The 23970-nt window shown below is 48.2% G+C and carries 9 protein-coding genes, 6 rRNA genes and 2 riboswitches; all 15 genes read left to right on the top strand.

Annotated features, from left to right (window positions below):
* Nucleotides 1–122 precede the first annotated feature (122 nt).
* The 15 genes from ACXAEA_RS00075 to rrf (ACXAEA_RS00005) all read left to right on the top strand — a co-directional run bounded on the left by ACXAEA_RS00075 (nucleotide 123) and on the right by rrf (ACXAEA_RS00005) (nucleotide 23970).
* The gene (locus ACXAEA_RS00075) at nucleotides 123–1553 is read left to right on the top strand and encodes an esterase/lipase family protein (protein ID WP_475093992.1); all 1431 of its coding nucleotides are present in this window, start codon (nucleotides 123–125) and stop codon (nucleotides 1551–1553) included.
* A gap of 202 nt (nucleotides 1554–1755) precedes the next feature.
* Nucleotides 1756–2130 carry a hypothetical protein gene (locus tag ACXAEA_RS00070; RefSeq protein ID WP_475093991.1) on the top strand — a complete coding sequence of 125 codons (375 nt, stop codon included), beginning with the start codon at nucleotides 1756–1758 and terminating at the stop codon, nucleotides 2128–2130.
* Nucleotides 2131–2336: 206 nt separating this feature from the next.
* Nucleotides 2337–3296, top strand: a complete 960-nt coding sequence (locus ACXAEA_RS00065) for an AAA family ATPase (protein ID WP_475093990.1) — start codon at nucleotides 2337–2339, stop codon at nucleotides 3294–3296.
* 1 nt (nucleotide 3297) lies between these two features.
* On the top strand, nucleotides 3298–4515 hold the full coding sequence (locus ACXAEA_RS00060) for a DUF58 domain-containing protein (RefSeq protein ID WP_475093989.1): 1218 nt from the start codon (nucleotides 3298–3300) through the stop codon (nucleotides 4513–4515).
* Between the two features lie 2 nt (nucleotides 4516–4517).
* A complete protein-coding gene (locus tag ACXAEA_RS00055; protein WP_475093988.1) occupies nucleotides 4518–6734 on the top strand; it encodes a DUF4129 domain-containing transglutaminase family protein in 2217 nt (738 codons plus the stop codon).
* A gap of 31 nt (nucleotides 6735–6765) precedes the next feature.
* Nucleotides 6766–6867, top strand: a riboswitch (purine riboswitch).
* A gap of 162 nt (nucleotides 6868–7029) precedes the next feature.
* Complete coding sequence (gene guaA, locus ACXAEA_RS00050) at nucleotides 7030–8577, top strand: glutamine-hydrolyzing GMP synthase (protein ID WP_475093987.1); 1548 nt, start codon at nucleotides 7030–7032, stop codon at nucleotides 8575–8577.
* A gap of 86 nt (nucleotides 8578–8663) precedes the next feature.
* Nucleotides 8664–8765: riboswitch (purine riboswitch) on the top strand.
* 128 nt (nucleotides 8766–8893) lie between these two features.
* Nucleotides 8894–10225 carry an NCS2 family permease gene (locus tag ACXAEA_RS00045; protein WP_475093986.1) on the top strand — a complete coding sequence of 444 codons (1332 nt, stop codon included), beginning with the start codon at nucleotides 8894–8896 and terminating at the stop codon, nucleotides 10223–10225.
* A 138-nt stretch (nucleotides 10226–10363) separates the two neighbouring features.
* Nucleotides 10364–11206: a glucose PTS transporter transcription antiterminator GlcT gene (glcT, locus tag ACXAEA_RS00040; RefSeq protein WP_475093985.1), complete on the top strand. Its 843-nt coding sequence runs from the start codon at nucleotides 10364–10366 to the stop codon at nucleotides 11204–11206.
* Between the two features lie 180 nt (nucleotides 11207–11386).
* Nucleotides 11387–13462 carry a glucose-specific PTS transporter subunit IIBC gene (gene ptsG, locus ACXAEA_RS00035; protein WP_475093984.1) on the top strand — a complete coding sequence of 692 codons (2076 nt, stop codon included), beginning with the start codon at nucleotides 11387–11389 and terminating at the stop codon, nucleotides 13460–13462.
* Between the two features lie 380 nt (nucleotides 13463–13842).
* A 16S ribosomal RNA gene (locus tag ACXAEA_RS00030) occupies nucleotides 13843–15392 on the top strand.
* A gap of 205 nt (nucleotides 15393–15597) precedes the next feature.
* A 23S ribosomal RNA gene (locus ACXAEA_RS00025) occupies nucleotides 15598–18532 on the top strand.
* 101 nt (nucleotides 18533–18633) lie between these two features.
* Nucleotides 18634–18749: ribosomal RNA gene (rrf, locus tag ACXAEA_RS00020) — 5S ribosomal RNA — on the top strand.
* Between the two features lie 314 nt (nucleotides 18750–19063).
* Nucleotides 19064–20613 (top strand): 16S ribosomal RNA (locus ACXAEA_RS00015).
* A 205-nt stretch (nucleotides 20614–20818) separates the two neighbouring features.
* Nucleotides 20819–23753 (top strand): 23S ribosomal RNA (locus ACXAEA_RS00010).
* A gap of 101 nt (nucleotides 23754–23854) precedes the next feature.
* Nucleotides 23855–23970: ribosomal RNA gene (gene rrf / locus ACXAEA_RS00005) — 5S ribosomal RNA — on the top strand.
* The 16S, 23S and 5S rRNA genes sit together here, the layout of an rRNA operon.

Genomic DNA, 23970 nt, shown 5'->3' with positions numbered 1-23970 from the left:
ATGCACAGGATTTTCCCAATCTGAAAAAAACACTTCACCCTTCTATTCATACAAGCAGCCTAATACTGTTTAATGATGTGCAAAAAAGGAGGGGTAAGGGTTTGAAGAGGAGTAAGAGGATTATGTCATTATTATTGGTTTTACTGCTGATGGTTCCGGTGGCGGCAAGAGCGGGTGATTTAGGTGGAGGTTCCAACGGGGTACCGGGAACCTGGTATGTTGGGAATAATCCATCATGGGTGGACCCGGCAAAGTCGCCAATCGTTTTCGTCCATGGCTATAACAGTTCGGCTTCAGTATGGTGGGACGGCAATGATATGTATGAAACCGCACTTGCAAATGGCTACCAGACAGCTTTCATTGATTTGTATCCGGAGAAGGATATGTGGGCCAACGGAGCAATGCTGGCTGGGAAGCTGCAGCAAATCTATGAGTATTTCGGCAATAAGAAGCTTGTCGTAGTCGGGCACAGCAAGGGCGGTGTTGATACACAAACTGCGCTCGTACACTATGGTGCGCACCAGTATGTCTCAAATGTAATCAGTCTCTCATCACCTCATCACGGAACACAGCTTTCCGACCTTGCCCACAGCAGCTCGGCGTGGTGGCTGGCCGTGCTCCTTGGCAGCAATAACGACGCTACCCGCTCCCTTCAGACTGGGAATATGAGCTATTTCCGAAGTATCACGGATTCACATTCGAACGTAGTGAAGAATCGTTACTATACACTTGGCGGGACGAAATGGGGTTCATTCGGCAGCGCCTTGTATTGGGGCGGCCTTTATTTGAGCAGTTATGGCTCGAATGATGGTGTCGTCACGGTTGCCAGTTCCAGGGTGCCAGGAGGAACAATCGTCCGGGAAGGAGCATGGAATCATACAATGATCCGCGAGGGCTCCTACACATTTTCAGTATTCAAGCCATATACGATGGCAGCGGAGCCAAGTGCAGCTGTTGCTGCCTCAAGTATTGAAAACGTGACAGAACCTGATACGAACCAGATTGTCAGAGGCGGAAAAGCGGAAAAAGCGGTTAAGGACAGTTTCGTGGTTGAAGAGGGAGCGGAAGGCTTCAAGCTTGCCTTCCTGAGCGAAAAACCGTTGCCTTCCCTTAAGCTTAAGGGACCGGACGGCAAAGAGTACGAGGCGGTAAAAAGCGAACAGGATACAGGTGAATTTTTCAAAGGAGCCTGGGTCTACCAGTTTGAAGTAGACCAGCCAAAGGCCGGCAAGTGGAAGGTCACTGGACCAGCGGCATCCTATCTGTTTGTGGTCAATGTAGAAAGTCCGCTTAGTGTCGAATTGAAAAAGAACAAGAGCTTGCAGGCTGCGTATAAAACAAAATGGATTAAATTTGACCTAGATGCGAATAAGAAGCTGAAAGAAGCAGGAAAAGGCACGAAAGCAGGCAAGGTCATCGACGGAGATTTGACACAACCCGGAGTATATAATCTGACAACAGAAGTCACAGGCTTCGATGCCAAAGGCAATCCATTCGAACGGACGATCATCGAATCAATCTATGTGGATGCAAACGGGAAGATTCATAGGTAAGGAAGGTGGCGGCTGGTTGATTACAACCGTCTTCTTAAATAATGGCTATATTAAAGGACAGACAGCTGCTCTAGACAGTTCTGCCTACTATTCAATTGTGATCATAAGTCTTATTTACTAACTTTTACATAATCAGTTGAGGTGCTGGATTACTGTCCGATATAGAAGGTAAGCAGAGTATGAACATCAGGAGGAGAAGGCAATGCATGTCCTGGATTTGATTGCTAGAATCAACAACAGCGTCGAGAAGCTCGACTTTGCAGCTGCGAGGATGTATATGGAGGAAAACATTGAGATCCTGAATGAGCACCGGAATTATTTGAAGAGGAATGCCAGGGAATTGCTTGAGTTTTTGACGAAACGGATGGAGGCAGGTCAGCAGCCGCTGACGAGACAGGAAATGGCTGTCATCAATACGGTGAACAGCTATGCTTCAAACTTCGATTTAAGAGGCTTGAAGGTTGTGATCAAAGACCATTCGCGATTATTTTTGCGAAATGATATAGAGGCATACTTGAATACAGATGCAAGAATCATCCTCGAAGGCATGGGTGCCATTCCGAAAGAGGCAAGCTGATTATATAAAAGTGTTGAGACGGTTCCTGAATAGGGCCGTTTTTTTATTGAAATGTAACCTCTTAAACACTCCTTCCGTCTACTCCAGTGCGGAAATAATTTCATACAGAATATTACAGGATTTTTACAGAAAATAGCGAATATAAACATAATGGTATGGAAATTTCAATTGGTTTTCGTAGATAAATAGAAACATTTAAGGGGGAAATGGCTGTGCGGGATCAAATGAATCCAACGGTTGAAAGAATACTTGAAAATATTGATAAGGTAATGACGGGAAAAAGGAATGTGGCAGAGCTGAGCTTGATTGCGCTGCTTGCCGGAGGACATGTGCTTCTTGAGGACGTGCCGGGTGTGGGGAAGACGATGATGGTCCGTGCACTTGCGAAGTCTGTCAGCGCAAAGTTCAGGAGAATTCAGTTCACTCCGGACTTATTGCCTTCAGACGTGACAGGTGTATCGATTTACAATCCAAAGGAAATGGAGTTTGAGTTCAGGCCAGGGCCGATCATGGGCAATATCATTCTTGCCGATGAAATTAACCGGACATCGCCAAAGACTCAATCTGCCCTTCTGGAAGGGATGGAAGAGCAGAGCGTTACGGTTGATGGGGTCACGCATGTCCTTGAAAAGCCATTTTTCGTTATGGCGACGCAAAACCCGATTGATTATGAAGGAACTTATCCACTGCCTGAAGCCCAGCTCGACCGCTTCTTGTTAAAAATGAAAATGGGATACCCTGCCCTTGATGAAGAAATGGAAGTTTTGAATCGTGCTCAGCGCAACCTGCCGATTGAAGACTTGAGGCCTGTTGTTTCGCTTGAGGAACTTCGCGACTTGCAGCAAAGCATTAAAGATGTGTTTGTGGATGAGACGATTAAGCGTTACATAGTAGAGCTGTCAAGCCGTTCGCGCGGCCATGCGAGTGTTTACCTTGGAGTTAGCCCTCGTGGATCGATCGCCTTGATGAAGGCTGCTCAGGCGTATGCGTTCATTTACGGCAGGGATTACGTCATTCCGGATGATGTCCAGTACCTTGCTCCAGCGGTATTCGCACACAGGATTATTTTGAAATCAGAGGCCAGGTTTGAAGGGATCACAGCCGAGGATGTCGTGAACAGGGTGTTGGCGAGAGTGCCTGTGCCGGTGCAAAGGCTAGTGAAGTAATATGAAAAAATTTTTCCAAAAGTTCAAGGAAGTTTGGAAGCTCATCGTTTTACTATTTTTAATCCTGGTCACGTTTTCGTATGCGATGTTCCAGGGAGGCTTTGTCAGCTGGTTCCTGTTTTACAGCTTCGTGCCTTTTGCGCTCTATGCGCTAGGTCTGGCCCTTTATTCCATAAAGGAAATCAAGGCGGAGAGGGTGTATACGAAACAGGAGTACAACGCTGGCGAGAAGTTCAAAGCGAGCGTAGTACTCGAAAGGGATTTTCCATTCCCTTTATTTTACGCGATCGCTGAAGAGCAGGCAGGGCCAACTATTGCCGGGAACAGTGATTTGCAAAAAGCGAAAACGATGCTGTTTCCTGGCTTCAGCCGTGTATTCAGCTTCGATTATTCAATTGAAAACCTGCCCCGCGGAGAGCATATCCTATCCGGCATCAAGCTGAAAACAGGAGATCCGCTCGGGTTGATTGAAAAAGAGAAGATTTTGCCGGCAGAAAATAGGGTTCTTGTTTATCCGGCCTATCAGGAGATGGTCTACCGTCCGGTTGCCCATCATTTTGACCAGGGGATGACGGCTTCGAAGGAGCGTGTCCAACGTGATACTTCGATGGCAATCGGTGTCCGGGAGTACCAGCCGGGGGACCGCTTTTCGTGGATCAACTGGAAGGCGACCGCGAGACGCAATGATATTATGACGAAGGAATTCGAACAAAGGCAATCGCATGATGTGACGATCCTGATGGATTGTGCATCTGAGTCAAGATTCGAAGTGATCGTATCTTTTACAGCTTCGGTCATCCGGGCAATCCTGCGAAAAGGAGCACAGGTCGGTCTGCTGACATCAAGCTCCGACCGGACAGCTTTCCCTGCCCGCGGCGGTGAAATCCAGCAGCAGCAGCTTCTATACCACCTTGCTAAAATCCAGGATGACAGTCCCGTCACCTTCGACAAGGTGCTCGAGGCGGAAACCTTTTTGGCACAGCAGAACAATTCAATCATGCTAATCACTTCCCAATTGACGAAAGCGCTCATTGAAAAAGCAGCTTTCTACAATCAAAAGAATGGGGCAATCAGCATCTTCCTGATTAAAAATGGGCAGGAATCTCCTACAAAAGCGGAAATCAATTTAAGATCCTCGGCTTTTGCCAGGGGAATCAGGCTCGTCATGGTTCATGATGGCCAGTTCCCGGAAGCCTTCTCGGAGGTGAATAGAGGATGACGATGGATAAACCAAAAAAGGATGTCAGTTTCTTTTTATTGTATCTGTTCAGCTTTTTACTGCTCTGGGAGTGGCTGCGGCCGCTGAAGGAACTGACTGATACGGGGCATTTGAGTGTTTTCCTAGCATTCGTATTTGTTTCGCTGATGATGTCATTTTTCAGCATGCCAATCATACCTGCCGCTTTGATTAAAATAACCATGATCCTGTATTCTGTCCACTTCATGTATTACGAAGGAACCTTTTTCAGTTCTTCATGGTTCGGCGAATTAGTCAATGAAATCATGGCGAATGCTGGATTCCTGATAAATGCTGAATGGGCAGAGCTTTCGAATGTGTTCAGGACATTGCTGTTCTTTACGCTGCTTTGGCTGATGGCGTACCTGATCCAATATTGGCTGATCAGCCGCAAGCAAATTTTTGTATTCTTTTTCATGACACTTGTCTATATTACGGTTCTGGATACATTCACCCCGTATGAAGCGGATGTAGCAATCGTCCGGACGGTCATTGCCGGGTTTGCGGTAATGGGAATGCTCGCTTACTACCGGATTGCCGACAAGGAAGTGATGAAGAAGAATCTCGACAGTGCGAAAAAATGGATGGTACCGCTTATGGCAATGATCATCTTAAGTGTGGGTGTAGGCTATGCAGCACCTAAGGCTGATCCGATTTGGCCAGATCCTGTTCCGTTCCTGACTTCTTATAATGAAGAGTCAGGCGGAGGCGGGGGAGTAAAAAAGGTAGGCTACGGTACGGATGATTCAACTCTGGGAGGACCATTTATCGGAGACGATCGGGTTGTTTTTGCCGCTGAAGCAGATGGACGGCATTATTGGCGGATTGAAACAAAGGATGTTTATACAGGGAAGGGCTGGGTGTTAAACCCTGGTGCTGACTTGCCAGTTGAATTTTTGCCGAAGCAGACCATTCCTTTACAGCCGTTCGAAGCAGGTGTGAAAACAGAACAGCGTACCAGCAGGGTGATCCCGCAAATAGGATATCCTCACATTGTTTATCCATTAGGGGTGAAACAGGTAGAAGCATCTGATGCCAATGCCACTATTCAATTCAGCCTTAACCCAACATCAGAAAAAATCATGTCGTTGAGGGATGGTCAGGCGGGATCGTTTGGGCCGTATTCACTTACCTTTGATTATCCGGTATACAATGTAGATAAGCTGAAAGCGGTCAGTCCGGAAGATGTAGCGGGGATGAATCAAGATTCCAGGTTCGCTTCAACTTACACCCAAATCCCTGAATCACTGCCGGACAGAGTAGTGAAACTCGCTGAGGATATTACCAAGGACAAGAAAACCTGGCTTGAAAAAGCACAGGCGATTGAAAAATACTTCCGTTCAAATGAATTTGTCTATGATCAATCAAATGTGGCAGTTCCGGAAGAAGGCCAGGATTATGTCGACCAATTCCTGTTTGAAACACAGCGTGGCTATTGCGATAATTTTTCCACGTCAATGGTTGTCATGATGAGATCGATCGGTATTCCCGCCCGCTGGGTAAAAGGCTATACAGAAGGTGAGTACATCGATACACTTGAAAATGGCCGCAGGCTTTATGAGGTGACAAATAACAATGCCCACTCCTGGGTAGAAGGCTATTTCCCTGGTGTCGGCTGGGTACCATTTGAACCAACACAGGGTTTTTCAAATAATGTCCAGTTTGAAATTGATCCTAAAGACGATAGTCAAAGCCAAACGGAACAAGATGCAAAAGAGGATACAACCCCAGAAGCTCCTAAGAAGCCGGAAACACCTGAAGAACAGTCGGATGTGGAAAAACCAAAGGTTTCTTTTTCAGACGGCTTGAAGAAAGCGGGGGCATTCCTGCAAGAAAATCTAAAGAAAATCATCATGACCTTGGTGGTTTTAGCTGTGTTTTCTGCGATCTTGTACAGATTAAGAGGAAAATGGCTGCCGATTCTTTATATCATGCTTTACAAGTACAAAAAACAAAACAAGTACCTGGAAAAAGCGTATATGGCTTTATTGAAGCAGTTAAAGCGTTACGGCCTGAAAAGGGAGAATGGCCAGACTTTGCGTGACTACGCCTATTATGTAGACTCATTCTTTTCCACGAACGAGATGCGGAGACTCACAGCCAAATATGAAGAGTATCTGTATCGCGGGGACATGAATGAAGATATGTGGCAGGAAGCGAAAAAGCACTGGGAATCCATGATCCGAAAAGCTAGTGCTTGACCAATAAAATATTATACTGATACAATGGCTGAAACTATATAGAATAATCCTTCATATATCCTCGATAATAAGGTTCGAAAGTATCTACCAAATCACCGGAAATGATTTGACTATGAAGGCAGGTTCTTTCGTTCGTCCAGAGCTGGAATTCTGCTTTCTTTTTTGAAGGGAGAATTCTGGCTTTTTTTAATGCAGTGAAAACGTGGAAATTAGCCATAATAAGATACATACGAAAAAAGGTTTAATTGAAACCGACCAGGCATTTCCGCTTTTATATTTTAATTGAGGTGACTTTATGAAAACCGAGCTTCAAGACCAGGAAATGATTATTGTTTTAGACTTTGGCAGCCAGTATAACCAGCTGATCACAAGAAGGATCAGGGAATTTGGCGTGTACAGTGAACTTCATCCGCATACGATCACAGCTGCGGAAATCAAGGAAATGAACCCTAAAGGAATCATTTTCTCGGGCGGCCCGAACAGTGTTTATGATGAAGGGGCGTTCCGCTGTGATGAAGAAATTTTCGAACTGGGTTTGCCGATCCTTGGAATTTGTTATGGAATGCAGCTGATGACGATGCATTTCGGCGGGAAGGTCGAGAAGGCGAAGCACCGTGAGTACGGAAAAGCTTTGCTGACGCTGCATAATCAAAATGCTTTATTTGGAGGAACACCAGGAGAACAGGTTGTCTGGATGAGCCATGGGGATCTGGTTACGATGTCTCCCCCAGGATTCACGGTGGAAGGAATCAATCCATCCTGCCCGATTGCAGCGATGAGTGATGAAAGTCGCAAACTATACGCGGTCCAATTCCACCCGGAAGTACGCCATTCCATCTATGGGAATGACCTTCTGAAAAACTTTGTCTTTAAAGTGTGTGAGTGTAAAGGCGATTGGTCGATGGAAAACTTCATCGAAATCGAGATGGAGAAAATCCGCCAGCTGGTTGGAGACAAAAAAGTCCTTTGTGCGCTTAGCGGCGGTGTTGATTCTTCTGTAGTTGCTGTCTTGATCCATAAAGCAATCGGTGACCAGCTGACATGTATCTTCGTCGACCACGGCTTGCTGCGAAAAGACGAAGCTGAAGGTGTCATGAAAACATTCGCCGACGGTTTCAACATGAATGTCATCAAGGTTGATGCCAAGGATCGCTTCCTAAGCAAGCTTGAGGGTATTTCCGATCCAGAGCAGAAGCGCAAAATCATCGGCAATGAATTCATTTATGTATTCGATGATGAAGCGGAAAAGCTTGAGGGTATTGAATTTCTCGCACAGGGAACATTGTATACGGATATTATCGAAAGCGGAACGGCGACAGCGCAGACAATCAAGTCCCACCACAACGTCGGCGGATTGCCTGAGGATATGCAGTTCAAATTGATCGAGCCATTGAATACATTATTTAAGGATGAAGTCCGTGCTCTTGGAACAGAGCTTGGCATACCTGATGAAGTCGTCTGGCGCCAGCCATTCCCTGGCCCTGGACTCGGCATCCGTGTCCTCGGTGCAATTTCTGAAGAAAAATTGGAGATTGTTCGGGAATCAGATGCCATCCTCCGGGACGAAATCAAGAAAGCCGGACTGGACCGTGACATCTGGCAGTATTTCACCGTCCTGCCTGATATCCGCAGTGTCGGGGTCATGGGTGATGCGAGAACATACGATTACACAATCGGAATCCGCGCAGTAACGTCCATAGATGGAATGACATCTGACTGGGCTAGGATTCCATGGGACGTTCTTGAAATCATCTCCACTAGGCTTGTGAATGAAGTAAACCATGTGAACCGGGTAGTCTATGACATCACGAGCAAGCCGCCTGCAACCATTGAATGGGAGTAAAATACGAACGATTTAAAAACGAACATGAATAATGTTCGTTTTTTTATTGACGAGGGGCAAAAGTCCTGTTAGAATAAAACTGAACTTAATAATTTGTCATAATTCGTCGTATAATCTTGGGGATATGGCCCAAAAGTTTCTACCGAGCTACCGTAAATGGCTTGACTACGAGGTATATAAATCACTGGCTCGCAATCTATCATTTTAATTGCTGCCAGGGTCTTATTTTATTGCCTGTTAGTCAACGCCCCGGTATCCCGAGGCGTTTTCTTTTTGGCCGTATTTCCCCGAATTCTATTCAGGGGGAAAAGAACATATGAAGAAATATTTTGAGTTTGAAAAGCTTGGCACGAATTATCGTCGTGAATTCATCGGCGGGATGACCACGTTCCTTGCGATGGCATACATCCTTGTCGTTAACCCGCTCACACTTACATTGGCAGATGTTAAAGACCTGCCAGATGCCATGAGAATGGATTACGGCGCTGTATTCGTAGCAACGGCACTTGCAGCTGCAATTGGCTCCATTATCATGGGCTTGCTCGGCAAGTATCCAATAGCCCTTGCCCCGGGAATGGGCTTGAATGCGTTCTTTGCTTACAGTGTTGTTTTAAGCCACGGTGCACCATGGCAGCATGCATTGGCTGCAGTCTTCATTTCCAGCGTATTCTTCCTGCTGCTCACCATTTCCGGCTGGCGTGAAAAATTGATCAATGCCATTCCGGTTGAACTCAAGCACGCCGTCGGAGCGGGTATTGGTTTGTTCATCACATTCATCGGCCTGAAAAATGCAGGAATCATCGTTGACAACCCGGCAACACTTGTCGGACTTGGCGATTTGACAAACGGCAATACATTGCTTGCTCTATTCGGCCTTTTGGTTACAGTTATCATGCTGACAAGAGGCATTCACGGTGCAGTATTCTTCGGAATCATATTAACTGTCATTGTCGGTATGGTTTTCAATCTAATTGATACACCAAAACAAGTAGTCGGAGCAGTTCCAAGCGTTGCCCCAACATTCGGAGCAGTGTTCACCGCATTCGGCGATCCATCTTTTTATACAGCGACAATGCTCGGAATCATTTTGACATTCCTGTTCGTTGACTTCTTTGATAACGCGGGTACACTCGTTGCGGTTGCCAACCAGGCTGGCCTGATGAAAGACAACAAGCTGCCTCGTGCGGGCCGTGCTCTGTTTGCAGATTCAATCGCATCCCTTGTTGGTTCCATCTTTGGTACATCGACAACAACATCGTATATTGAATCTTCTGCAGGCGTCGCTTCAGGAGCCCGAAGCGGATTCGCTTCTCTTGTCACAGCTGGATTCTTCCTGCTAGCTCTGTTCTTCTTCCCGGTGTTGTCAGTCGTGACATCAGCGGTAACAGCTCCGGCATTGATCATTGTCGGTGTCCTGATGGTTTCTTCTCTTGGTAAAATTGAGTGGGGCCGCTTTGAAATCGCAGTTCCTTCATTCCTGACAATGATTTCAATGCCGCTGTCGTCCAGCATTGCAACAGGTATCGCAGCCGGGTTCATTTTTTACCCGATTACGATGATGGTAAAAGGACGCACAAAAGAAGTTCATCCGATCATGTATCTGTTCTTCGTGATTTTTGTTCTTTACTTTGTGTTTTTAACTGAATAGACGATTAGGTCCAGCGGCTACCGCTGGATCTTTTTTTTGCCAAAAATTGAAGAGTGGCTGTTAAATGCTTCGGATTGACTTCTAAATCTCCCTTATATACGATATTCCCATAGAAACAAGTTGAAACGGGGATTCAGCATGGACAAAATCGAAGTAAAAAAAGGTTTGAATAATAATGTCATGATTGCTGACCATCCAACATTCGGGGAAGTCATCCTGATCGGAAAAGGCATCGGCTTCAACCGGAAAAAGGGAGACCTGATCGAAGAGGGGCAGGCAGAGAAAATGTTCGTCCTTAAGGATGAAAAAGAACAGGCAAACTATATCAAGCTTTTGCCTTTTGTCGAAAATGACCTGCACGAATCAATCATTTCTTCTATTGAGTTAATCAAAAAACGGACAGGCAGCCAGCTGAACGAACATATTCATGTCGCCTTGACGGATCACTTAATGTTTGCGGTAAACAGGATCGCAAAAGGAATGGAATTCAAGAATCCGTTTTTGGTTGAAACAAAGACGCTGTATCCAACTGAATTCGAAATCGCAAAAGAAGTTGTCCGGCTCATTAAAGAGAAGTCAGGGATTGAGCTTCCGGATGGGGAAATCGGCTTTGTCGCTCTCCATATTCACAGCGCCGTAATGAATCGCAATCTATCCGAAGTCAACATTCACTCGCAGCTTGTGACAAAATTGGTACAGATGATCGAAGAAAATTTGGATATAGTAATTGATAAAGAAGGTATCGATTATACAAGACTCGTGCGCCATATACGTTTCACGATTGAAAGAGTCAATAATGGCGAGAAGGTTGATGAACCAGAAAAATTTGCAGCCCTCTTGAAAGAAGAATATCCTTTATGCTACAATCTTTCGTGGAAACTCATTAAAGTGATGCAGCAGACTTTGAAAAAACAAGTATGCGATGCTGAAGCCGTGTACCTTACAATGCATTTGCAAAGGCTTCAGAAAAAAGTTAAATAGGTTATGATTTTTTACGTGTTACTGATTCGATCAGGCATGAGTAAAGAATGTAATTGAAATGGAGTTTTATGGGTAATATATCCGTATGCTTCTTTCACTACATCTTTTCTCATGCCTTTTTTATTTGTTTTTTTAATGTTTGTAACCGCTTTAAGAGAAAAAAATTCAGGAGGTATTCCTATGTTTAAGAAAGCTTTTGGTGTTCTTCAAAAAGTAGGTAAAGCGCTTATGCTTCCAGTTGCACTGCTTCCAGCAGCAGGCATCCTGCTTGCTCTTGGTGCTGCGCTTCGTAACCCTGCTTTGCTGGAGCTTGCTCCATTTTTAGATAACAGCGGCGTCGATATGGTTGCTGCAGTCATGCAAAAAGCCGGGGACATTGTCTTCGGGAACCTGCCGCTCCTATTCGCGGTTGGTGTAGCTGTTGGTTTGGCTGGCGGTGAAGGGGTTGCCGGTCTGGCAGCGATTATCGGTTACCTAATCATGAACGTGACAATGGGTACTGTATTACAAATCACTCCAGAAGATGTTAACGGACTGAATTACGCAAGTATTCTTGGTGTCCCTACCCTTCAGACAGGAGTATTTGGAGGTATCATCGTCGGGATCATTGCCGCTGCTCTTTACAATAAATTCTATGAAATCGAATTGCCATCTTACTTGGGATTCTTTGCAGGTAAGCGTTTTGTTCCAATCATTACTGCAGGTACAGCCATCTTGCTTGGTTTAGCGATGCTTGTCATTTGGCCTCCAATCCAAAATGGCTTGAATGCATTCTCACAAAACATGGTACACGCAAACTTGACTCTATCAGCATTTATCTTTGGTGTAGTTGAACGTTCATTAATTCCATTCGGATTGCACCACATTTTCTATTCACCATTCTGGTATGAATTCGGCCAGTATACAACTCAGGCTGGAGAAGTTGTCCGCGGCGACCAGCGTATCTTCATGGCTGAAATCGCAGATAATGTGCAAAACCTAACTGCAGGTACATTCATGACTGGTAAATTCCCGTTCATGATGTTCGGTCTCCCGGCTGCAGCTTTGGCTATTTATCACGAAGCTCGGCCTGAAAGAAAAGTGGTTGTCGGCGGTTTGATGGTATCTGCTGCCTTGACTTCATTCTTAACAGGTATTACAGAACCACTTGAATTCTCATTCTTATTCGTAGCACCAGTTCTTTTTGGAGTACACGCAATCTTTGCCGGTCTGTCTTTCATGACCATGCATCTTTTAGATGTGAAAATCGGTATGACATTCTCAGGCGGTCTTATTGATTACATTCTGTTTGGTCTGATTAACCCGCAGACAAATGCATGGTTAGTTATTCCTGTTGGTTTAGTATTTGCGGTTATCTACTATTTCGGATTCCGTTTCGCAATCCGTAAATTCAACCTTATGACTCCAGGCCGTGAAGCAGTTGAAGATGATCAAGAAGAGGGTGCGGCGAAAGGTAAAGCTGGAGACCTTCCATACCAGGTACTTGAGGCGATGGGCGGTCAGGAAAATATCGCTCACCTTGATGCATGTATCACTCGTCTTCGTGTATCTGTAAATGACATTAAGAATGTCGATAAAGACCGTTTGAAAAAGCTTGGTGCAGCTGGCGTTCTGGAAGTCGGCAACAACATCCAGGCAATCTTCGGACCTCGTTCTGAAACGATCAAGGGGCAGATGAAAGATATCATGAGCGGCAAGAAGCCTCGTCCGGTTGAAACGAACCAGGCAACAGAAGTTGAACAGCAAATCGAAGAGGTAAACCCGGAAGCATTACAGACGCATCATGATGCTGATGTTAGTGCTGATGTGATTGTTTCTCCTATTAAAGGTGAAATCAAGCCGATCACTGAGGTTCCTGACCAGGTATTCTCAGGCAAGATGATGGGTGATGGTTTTGCGATCGTTCCATCTGAAGGGGCTGTTGTCTCTCCTGTTGACGGAAAAATCGTGAACCTTTTCCCGACAAAGCACGCAATCGGCATCCTTTCTGACACTGGACGTGAAATCCTGATCCATGTTGGTATTGATACGGTTAATTTGAAGGGACAAGGCTTTGAAACACTTGTTTCTGAAAATGATACTGTGACAAAAGGCCAGCCGCTATTGAAGGTTGATCTTGAGTATATCAAGGAACATGCCACTTCGATCGTAACACCGATCGTCTTCACAAACCTCGCAGCTGGCGAGAGTATTGTCATCAACAAAGAGGGCAATGTAGATGTGAAGGAAGAAAATATCATTACGATATCTAAGTAATAAAGAAGCAGCCAGTCCCGGTATGAAGGGGCTGGCTGTTTTGTTATATGTAGATTAATAAAAGTAAACTTCAAATGTCCTGCGAAAACTTTCCCAATTATTTCAAGGTTTAAACGTGTTGACTCTGGGCAGTTGTGATGATAGTATATAGAAACAGTCGCGAACAAGTTAACAACATTTCGATGTTAAAAAAAATAATTGAAAAAAGTTGTTGACATTCATTACTGTAACGTGATAAATTATTAAAGTCGCTTCTGAGCGGCGCGCAAGAATTGCTCTTTGAAAACTAAACAAACAAGCGTCAACAAACAATAATATTCTTGCTTCTATTATAGAAGACAAGAGCCAACGTTTTATTTTATGAGCTAACTCATAACTCTTTCTTGGAGAGTTTGATCCTGGCTCAGGACGAACGCTGGCGGCGTGCCTAATACATGCAAGTCGAGCGGATCTTCATTAGCTTGCTTTTGAAGATCAGCGGCGGACGGGTGAGTAACACGTGGGCAACCTGCCTGTAAGACTGGGATAACTTCGGGAAACCGGAGCTAATACCGGATAATCCTTTCCCCCACATGAGGGAAAGCTGAAAGACGGTTTCGGCTGTCGCTTACAGATGGGCCCGCGGCGCATTAGCTAGTTGGTGAGGTAACGGCTCACCAAGGCAACGATGCGTAGCCGACCTGAGAGGGTGATCGGCCACACTGGGACTGAGACACGGCCCAGACTCCTACGGGAGGCAGCAGTAGGGAATCTTCCGCAATGGACGAAAGTCTGACGGAGCAACGCCGCGTGAGCGATGAAGGCCTTCGGGTCGTAAAGCTCTGTTGTCAGGGAAGAACAAGTATCGGAGTAACTGCCGGTACCTTGACGGTACCTGACCAGAAAGCCACGGCTAACTACGTGCCAGCAGCCGCGGTAATACGTAGGTGGCAAGCGTTGTCCGGAATTATTGGGCGTAAAGCGCGCGCAGGCGGTCCTTTAAGTCTGATGTGAAAGCCCACGGCTCAACCGTGGAGGGTCATTGGAAACTGGGGGACTTGAGTGCAGAAGAGGAGAGCGGAATTCCACGTGTAGCGGTGAAATGCGTAGAGATGTGGAGGAACACCAGTGGCGAAGGCGGCTCTCTGGTCTGTAACTGACGCTGAGGCGCGAAAGCGTGGGGAGCGAACAGGATTAGATACCCTGGTAGTCCACGCCGTAAACGATGAGTGCTAAGTGTTAGAGGGTTTCCGCCCTTTAGTGCTGCAGCAAACGCATTAAGCACTCCGCCTGGGGAGTACGGCCGCAAGGCTGAAACTCAAAGGAATTGACGGGGGCCCGCACAAGCGGTGGAGCATGTGGTTTAATTCGAAGCAACGCGAAGAACCTTACCAGGTCTTGACATCCTCTGACAACCCTAGAGATAGGGCGTTCCCCTTCGGGGGACAGAGTGACAGGTGGTGCATGGTTGTCGTCAGCTCGTGTCGTGAGATGTTGGGTTAAGTCCCGCAACGAGCGCAACCCTTGATCTTAGTTGCCAGCATTCAGTTGGGCACTCTAAGGTGACTGCCGGTGACAAACCGGAGGAAGGTGGGGATGACGTCAAATCATCATGCCCCTTATGACCTGGGCTACACACGTGCTACAATGGATGGAACAAAGGGTCGCGAAGCCGCGAGGTCGAGCCAATCCCATAAAACCATTCTCAGTTCGGATTGCAGGCTGCAACTCGCCTGCATGAAGCCGGAATCGCTAGTAATCGCGGATCAGCATGCCGCGGTGAATACGTTCCCGGGCCTTGTACACACCGCCCGTCACACCACGAGAGTTTGTAACACCCGAAGTCGGTGGGGTAACCTTTTGGAGCCAGCCGCCTAAGGTGGGACAGATGATTGGGGTGAAGTCGTAACAAGGTAGCCGTATCGGAAGGTGCGGCTGGATCACCTCCTTTCTAAGGATATTGCCTAAGGGCAATCGGAATGCGAACCTACGGTTCGTACTGTTGACCAGCTTGTTTGTTTAGTTTTGAGGGAGCAAGTGCCTCAAGACTTTTTTGTTCCTTGAAAACTAGATAATCGTAAGTAAGAAGAACCAAGAAAAACCGAGTGATCGCCATTTTAGTTTTCTCTCTATTCAATTAGAGAAATGACCTTTTAGGTTAAGTTAGAAAGGGCGCACGGTGGATGCCTTGGCACTAGGAGCCGATGAAGGACGGGACTAACACCGATATGCTTCGGGGAGCTGTAAGTAAGCTTTGATCCGGAGATTTCCGAATGGGGAAACCCACTGTTCGTAATGGAACAGTATCTTTACCTGAATACATAGGGTATTGAAGGCAGACCCGGGGAACTGAAACATCTAAGTACCCGGAGGAAGAGAAAGCAAACGCGATTCCCTGAGTAGCGGCGAGCGAAACGGGACATAGCCCAAACCAAGAGGCTTGCCTCTTGGGGTTGTAGGACACTCTACATGGAGTTACAAAGGAACGGGGTAGATGAAGTGGTCTGGAAAGGCCCGTCAGAGAAGGTAAAAACCCTGTAGTTGAAACTTCGTTCCCTCCTGAGTGGATCCTGAGTACGGCGGGACACGAGAAATCCCGTCGGAAGCTGGGAGGACCATCTCCCAAGGCTAAATACTCCCTAGTGACCGATAGTGAACCAGTACCGTGAGGGAAAGGTGAAAAGCACCCCGGAAGGGGAGTGAAAGAGATCCTGAAACCGTGTGCCTACAAGTAGTCAGAGCCCGTTTATGGGTGATGGCGTGCCTTTTGTAGAATGAACCGGCGAGTTACGATTACATGCAAGGTTAAGTTGAAGAGACGGAGCCGCAGCGAAAGCGAGTCTGAATAGGGCGAATGAGTATGTGGTCGTAGACCCGAAACCAGGTGATCTACCCATGTCCAGGGTGAAGGTTGGGTAACACCAACTGGAGGCCCGAACCCACGCACGTTGAAAAGTGCGGGGATGAGGTGTGGGTAGCGGAGAAATTCCAATCGAACTTGGAGATAGCTGGTTCTCTCCGAAATAGCTTTAGGGCTAGCCTCACGTTGTAAGAGTCTTGGAGGTAGAGCACTGTTTGGACTAGGGGCCCTCATCGGGTTACCGAATTCAGACAAACTCCGAATGCCAAAGACTTATCCGTGGGAGTCAGACTGCGAGTGATAAGATCCGTAGTCAAAAGGGAAACAGCCCAGACCACCAGCTAAGGTCCCAAAGTATACGTTAAGTGGAAAAGGATGTGGAGTTGCTTAGACAACCAGGATGTTGGCTTAGAAGCAGCCATCATTTAAAGAGTGCGTAATAGCTCACTGGTCGAGTGACTCTGCGCCGAAAATGTACCGGGGCTAAACGTATCACCGAAGCTGTGGATTGACATCTTAGATGTCAGTGGTAGGAGAGCGTTCTAAGGGCGTTGAAGCTAGACCGTAAGGACTGGTGGAGCGCTTAGAAGTGAGAATGCCGGTATGAGTAGCGAAAGATGGGTGAGAATCCCATCCACCGAATGCCTAAGGTTTCCTGAGGAAGGCTCGTCCTCTCAGGGTTAGTCGGGACCTAAGCCGAGGCCGAAAGGCGTAGGCGATGGACAACAGGTTGATATTCCTGTACCACCTCTTTATCGTTTGAGCGACGGGGGGACGCAGGAGGATAGGGTAAGCGCGCTGTTGGATATGCGCGTCTAAGCAGTTAGGCTGCAAGTGAGGCAAATCCCGCTTGCGTGAAGGCTGAGCTGTGACAGCGAGGGAAATTTAGTACCGAAGTTCCTGATTCCACACTGCCAAGAAAAGCCTCTAGCGAGATAAATGGTGCCCGTACCGCAAACCGACACAGGTAGGCGAGGAGAGAATCCTAAGGTGAGCGAGAGAACTCTCGTTAAGGAACTCGGCAAAATGACCCCGTAACTTCGGGAGAAGGGGTGCTCATTTGGGTGAATAGCCCGGATGAGCCGCAGTGAATAGGCCCAGGCGACTGTTTAGCAAAAACACAGGTCTCTGCGAAGCCGCAAGGCGAAGTATAGGGGCTGACGCCTGCCCGGTGCTGGAAGGTTAAGAGGAGGGGTTAGCTCACGCGAAGCTCTGAATCGAAGCCCCAGTAAACGGCGGCCGTAACTATAACGGTCCTAAGGTAGCGAAATTCCTTGTCGGGTAAGTTCCGACCCGCACGAAAGGCGTAACGATCTGGGCACTGTCTCAACGAGAGACTCGGTGAAATTATAGTACCTGTGAAGATGCAGGTTACCCGCGACAGGACGGAAAGACCCCGTGGAGCTTTACTGTAGCCTGATATTGAATTTTGGTACAGCTTGTACAGGATAGGTAGGAGCCTGAGAAACCGGAGCGCCAGCTTCGGTGGAGGCGTCGGTGGGATACTACCCTGGCTGTATTGAAATTCTAACCCGCGCCCCTGATCGGGGCGGGAGACAGTGTCAGGTGGGCAGTTTGACTGGGGCGGTCGCCTCCTAAAGAGTAACGGAGGCGCCCAAAGGTTCCCTCAGAATGGTTGGAAATCATTCGCAGAGTGTAAAGGCACAAGGGAGCTTGACTGCGAGACCTACAAGTCGAGCAGGGACGAAAGTCGGGCTTAGTGATCCGGTGGTTCCGCATGGAAGGGCCATCGCTCAACGGATAAAAGCTACCCCGGGGATAACAGGCTTATCTCCCCCAAGAGTCCACATCGACGGGGAGGTTTGGCACCTCGATGTCGGCTCATCGCATCCTGGGGCTGTAGTCGGTCCCAAGGGTTGGGCTGTTCGCCCATTAAAGCGGTACGCGAGCTGGGTTCAGAACGTCGTGAGACAGTTCGGTCCCTATCCGTCGTGGGCGCAGGAAATTTGAGAGGAGCTGTCCTTAGTACGAGAGGACCGGGATGGACGCACCGCTGGTGTACCAGTTGTCTTGCCAAAGGCATCGCTGGGTAGCTATGTGCGGACGGGATAAGTGCTGAAAGCATCTAAGCATGAAGCCCCCCTCAAGATGAGATTTCCCATAGCGCAAGCTAGTAAGAACCCTGAAAGATGATCAGGTTGATAGGTCAGAGGTGGAAGCGCGGTGACGTGTGGAGCTGACTGATACTAATCGTTCGAGGACTTAACCAAATAGATCATTCGTTCTTCTTGAATTCTTCTTACAACATTATCTAGTTTTGAGGGAGCAAAGCTTTTTGCGAAGCAAAATTGCAAAACCTCAAACCAAATAGTCTGGTGGCGATGGCGAGAAGGTCACACCCGTTCCCATACCGAACACGGAAGTTAAGCTTCTCAGCGCCGATGGTAGTTGGGGGTTTCCCCCTGTGAGAGTAGGACGCCGCCGGGCGAAAAGACAGAGAATCACTTCCCTGTCTTTTTTAATCCCATTATCATACTTTTCCAGTTATTGCTGGTTGTTGGATAACACCTGAGGTGTTATATTAGTAACTCAGCTCCACTTGATCGATTGTTTAAAAGACTTTCAAAAAAGTGTTGACGAGCTGGTTGGAAGATGATAAGATTTAAAAGTTGTCACTGAAACGGCAACAAACATTGCTCTTTGAAAACTAAACAAACAAGCGTCAACAAACAATAATATTCTTGCTTCTATTATAGAAGACAAGAGCCAACGTTTTATTTTATGAGCTAACTCATAACTCTTTCTTGGAGAGTTTGATCCTGGCTCAGGACGAACGCTGGCGGCGTGCCTAATACATGCAAGTCGAGCGGATCTTCATTAGCTTGCTTTTGAAGATCAGCGGCGGACGGGTGAGTAACACGTGGGCAACCTGCCTGTAAGACTGGGATAACTTCGGGAAACCGGAGCTAATACCGGATAATCCTTTCCCCCACATGAGGGAAAGCTGAAAGACGGTTTCGGCTGTCGCTTACAGATGGGCCCGCGGCGCATTAGCTAGTTGGTGAGGTAACGGCTCACCAAGGCAACGATGCGTAGCCGACCTGAGAGGGTGATCGGCCACACTGGGACTGAGACACGGCCCAGACTCCTACGGGAGGCAGCAGTAGGGAATCTTCCGCAATGGACGAAAGTCTGACGGAGCAACGCCGCGTGAGCGATGAAGGCCTTCGGGTCGTAAAGCTCTGTTGTCAGGGAAGAACAAGTATCGGAGTAACTGCCGGTACCTTGACGGTACCTGACCAGAAAGCCACGGCTAACTACGTGCCAGCAGCCGCGGTAATACGTAGGTGGCAAGCGTTGTCCGGAATTATTGGGCGTAAAGCGCGCGCAGGCGGTCCTTTAAGTCTGATGTGAAAGCCCACGGCTCAACCGTGGAGGGTCATTGGAAACTGGGGGACTTGAGTGCAGAAGAGGAGAGCGGAATTCCACGTGTAGCGGTGAAATGCGTAGAGATGTGGAGGAACACCAGTGGCGAAGGCGGCTCTCTGGTCTGTAACTGACGCTGAGGCGCGAAAGCGTGGGGAGCGAACAGGATTAGATACCCTGGTAGTCCACGCCGTAAACGATGAGTGCTAAGTGTTAGAGGGTTTCCGCCCTTTAGTGCTGCAGCAAACGCATTAAGCACTCCGCCTGGGGAGTACGGCCGCAAGGCTGAAACTCAAAGGAATTGACGGGGGCCCGCACAAGCGGTGGAGCATGTGGTTTAATTCGAAGCAACGCGAAGAACCTTACCAGGTCTTGACATCCTCTGACAACCCTAGAGATAGGGCGTTCCCCTTCGGGGGACAGAGTGACAGGTGGTGCATGGTTGTCGTCAGCTCGTGTCGTGAGATGTTGGGTTAAGTCCCGCAACGAGCGCAACCCTTGATCTTAGTTGCCAGCATTCAGTTGGGCACTCTAAGGTGACTGCCGGTGACAAACCGGAGGAAGGTGGGGATGACGTCAAATCATCATGCCCCTTATGACCTGGGCTACACACGTGCTACAATGGATGGAACAAAGGGTCGCGAAGCCGCGAGGTCGAGCCAATCCCATAAAACCATTCTCAGTTCGGATTGCAGGCTGCAACTCGCCTGCATGAAGCCGGAATCGCTAGTAATCGCGGATCAGCATGCCGCGGTGAATACGTTCCCGGGCCTTGTACACACCGCCCGTCACACCACGAGAGTTTGTAACACCCGAAGTCGGTGGGGTAACCTTTTGGAGCCAGCCGCCTAAGGTGGGACAGATGATTGGGGTGAAGTCGTAACAAGGTAGCCGTATCGGAAGGTGCGGCTGGATCACCTCCTTTCTAAGGATATTGCCTAAGGGCAATCGGAATGCGAACCTACGGTTCGTACTGTTGACCAGCTTGTTTGTTTAGTTTTGAGGGAGCAAGTGCCTCAAGACTTTTTTGTTCCTTGAAAACTAGATAATCGTAAGTAAGAAGAACCAAGAAAAACCGAGTGATCGCCATTTTAGTTTTCTCTCTATTCAATTAGAGAAATGACCTTTTAGGTTAAGTTAGAAAGGGCGCACGGTGGATGCCTTGGCACTAGGAGCCGATGAAGGACGGGACTAACACCGATATGCTTCGGGGAGCTGTAAGTAAGCTTTGATCCGGAGATTTCCGAATGGGGAAACCCACTGTTCGTAATGGAACAGTATCTTTACCTGAATACATAGGGTATTGAAGGCAGACCCGGGGAACTGAAACATCTAAGTACCCGGAGGAAGAGAAAGCAAACGCGATTCCCTGAGTAGCGGCGAGCGAAACGGGACATAGCCCAAACCAAGAGGCTTGCCTCTTGGGGTTGTAGGACACTCTACATGGAGTTACAAAGGAACGGGGTAGATGAAGTGGTCTGGAAAGGCCCGTCAGAGAAGGTAAAAACCCTGTAGTTGAAACTTCGTTCCCTCCTGAGTGGATCCTGAGTACGGCGGGACACGAGAAATCCCGTCGGAAGCTGGGAGGACCATCTCCCAAGGCTAAATACTCCCTAGTGACCGATAGTGAACCAGTACCGTGAGGGAAAGGTGAAAAGCACCCCGGAAGGGGAGTGAAAGAGATCCTGAAACCGTGTGCCTACAAGTAGTCAGAGCCCGTTTATGGGTGATGGCGTGCCTTTTGTAGAATGAACCGGCGAGTTACGATTACATGCAAGGTTAAGTTGAAGAGACGGAGCCGCAGCGAAAGCGAGTCTGAATAGGGCGAATGAGTATGTGGTCGTAGACCCGAAACCAGGTGATCTACCCATGTCCAGGGTGAAGGTTGGGTAACACCAACTGGAGGCCCGAACCCACGCACGTTGAAAAGTGCGGGGATGAGGTGTGGGTAGCGGAGAAATTCCAATCGAACTTGGAGATAGCTGGTTCTCTCCGAAATAGCTTTAGGGCTAGCCTCACGTTGTAAGAGTCTTGGAGGTAGAGCACTGTTTGGACTAGGGGCCCTCATCGGGTTACCGAATTCAGACAAACTCCGAATGCCAAAGACTTATCCGTGGGAGTCAGACTGCGAGTGATAAGATCCGTAGTCAAAAGGGAAACAGCCCAGACCACCAGCTAAGGTCCCAAAGTATACGTTAAGTGGAAAAGGATGTGGAGTTGCTTAGACAACCAGGATGTTGGCTTAGAAGCAGCCACCATTTAAAGAGTGCGTAATAGCTCACTGGTCGAGTGACTCTGCGCCGAAAATGTACCGGGGCTAAACGTATCACCGAAGCTGTGGATTGACATCTTAGATGTCAGTGGTAGGAGAGCGTTCTAAGGGCGTTGAAGCTAGACCGTAAGGACTGGTGGAGCGCTTAGAAGTGAGAATGCCGGTATGAGTAGCGAAAGATGGGTGAGAATCCCATCCACCGAATGCCTAAGGTTTCCTGAGGAAGGCTCGTCCTCTCAGGGTTAGTCGGGACCTAAGCCGAGGCCGAAAGGCGTAGGCGATGGACAACAGGTTGATATTCCTGTACCACCTCTTTATCGTTTGAGCGACGGGGGGACGCAGGAGGATAGGGTAAGCGCGCTGTTGGATATGCGCGTCTAAGCAGTTAGGCTGCAAGTGAGGCAAATCCCGCTTGCGTGAAGGCTGAGCTGTGACAGCGAGGGAAATTTAGTACCGAAGTTCCTGATTCCACACTGCCAAGAAAAGCCTCTAGCGAGATAAATGGTGCCCGTACCGCAAACCGACACAGGTAGGCGAGGAGAGAATCCTAAGGTGAGCGAGAGAACTCTCGTTAAGGAACTCGGCAAAATGACCCCGTAACTTCGGGAGAAGGGGTGCTCATTTGGGTGAATAGCCCGGATGAGCCGCAGTGAATAGGCCCAGGCGACTGTTTAGCAAAAACACAGGTCTCTGCGAAGCCGCAAGGCGAAGTATAGGGGCTGACGCCTGCCCGGTGCTGGAAGGTTAAGAGGAGGGGTTAGCTCACGCGAAGCTCTGAATCGAAGCCCCAGTAAACGGCGGCCGTAACTATAACGGTCCTAAGGTAGCGAAATTCCTTGTCGGGTAAGTTCCGACCCGCACGAAAGGCGTAACGATCTGGGCACTGTCTCAACGAGAGACTCGGTGAAATTATAGTACCTGTGAAGATGCAGGTTACCCGCGACAGGACGGAAAGACCCCGTGGAGCTTTACTGTAGCCTGATATTGAATTTTGGTACAGCTTGTACAGGATAGGTAGGAGCCTGAGAAACCGGAGCGCCAGCTTCGGTGGAGGCGTCGGTGGGATACTACCCTGGCTGTATTGAAATTCTAACCCGCGCCCCTGATCGGGGCGGGAGACAGTGTCAGGTGGGCAGTTTGACTGGGGCGGTCGCCTCCTAAAGAGTAACGGAGGCGCCCAAAGGTTCCCTCAGAATGGTTGGAAATCATTCGCAGAGTGTAAAGGCACAAGGGAGCTTGACTGCGAGACCTACAAGTCGAGCAGGGACGAAAGTCGGGCTTAGTGATCCGGTGGTTCCGCATGGAAGGGCCATCGCTCAACGGATAAAAGCTACCCCGGGGATAACAGGCTTATCTCCCCCAAGAGTCCACATCGACGGGGAGGTTTGGCACCTCGATGTCGGCTCATCGCATCCTGGGGCTGTAGTCGGTCCCAAGGGTTGGGCTGTTCGCCCATTAAAGCGGTACGCGAGCTGGGTTCAGAACGTCGTGAGACAGTTCGGTCCCTATCCGTCGTGGGCGCAGGAAATTTGAGAGGAGCTGTCCTTAGTACGAGAGGACCGGGATGGACGCACCGCTGGTGTACCAGTTGTCTTGCCAAAGGCATCGCTGGGTAGCTATGTGCGGACGGGATAAGTGCTGAAAGCATCTAAGCATGAAGCCCCCCTCAAGATGAGATTTCCCATAGCGCAAGCTAGTAAGAACCCTGAAAGATGATCAGGTTGATAGGTCAGAGGTGGAAGCGCGGTGACGTGTGGAGCTGACTGATACTAATCGTTCGAGGACTTAACCAAATAGATCATTCGTTCTTCTTGAATTCTTCTTACAACATTATCTAGTTTTGAGGGAGCAAAGCTTTTTGCGAAGCAAAATTGCAAAACCTCAAACCAAATAGTCTGGTGGCGATGGCGAGAAGGTCACACCCGTTCCCATACCGAACACGGAAGTTAAGCTTCTCAGCGCCGATGGTAGTTGGGGGTTTCCCCCTGTGAGAGTAGGACGCCGCCGGGC

It is taken from the genome of Mesobacillus sp. ABV4_180 (genome assembly GCF_056158485.1).
The sequence above is the reverse complement of the archived record's forward strand: the minus strand, read 5'-3'. Positions and strand labels throughout refer to the sequence as shown.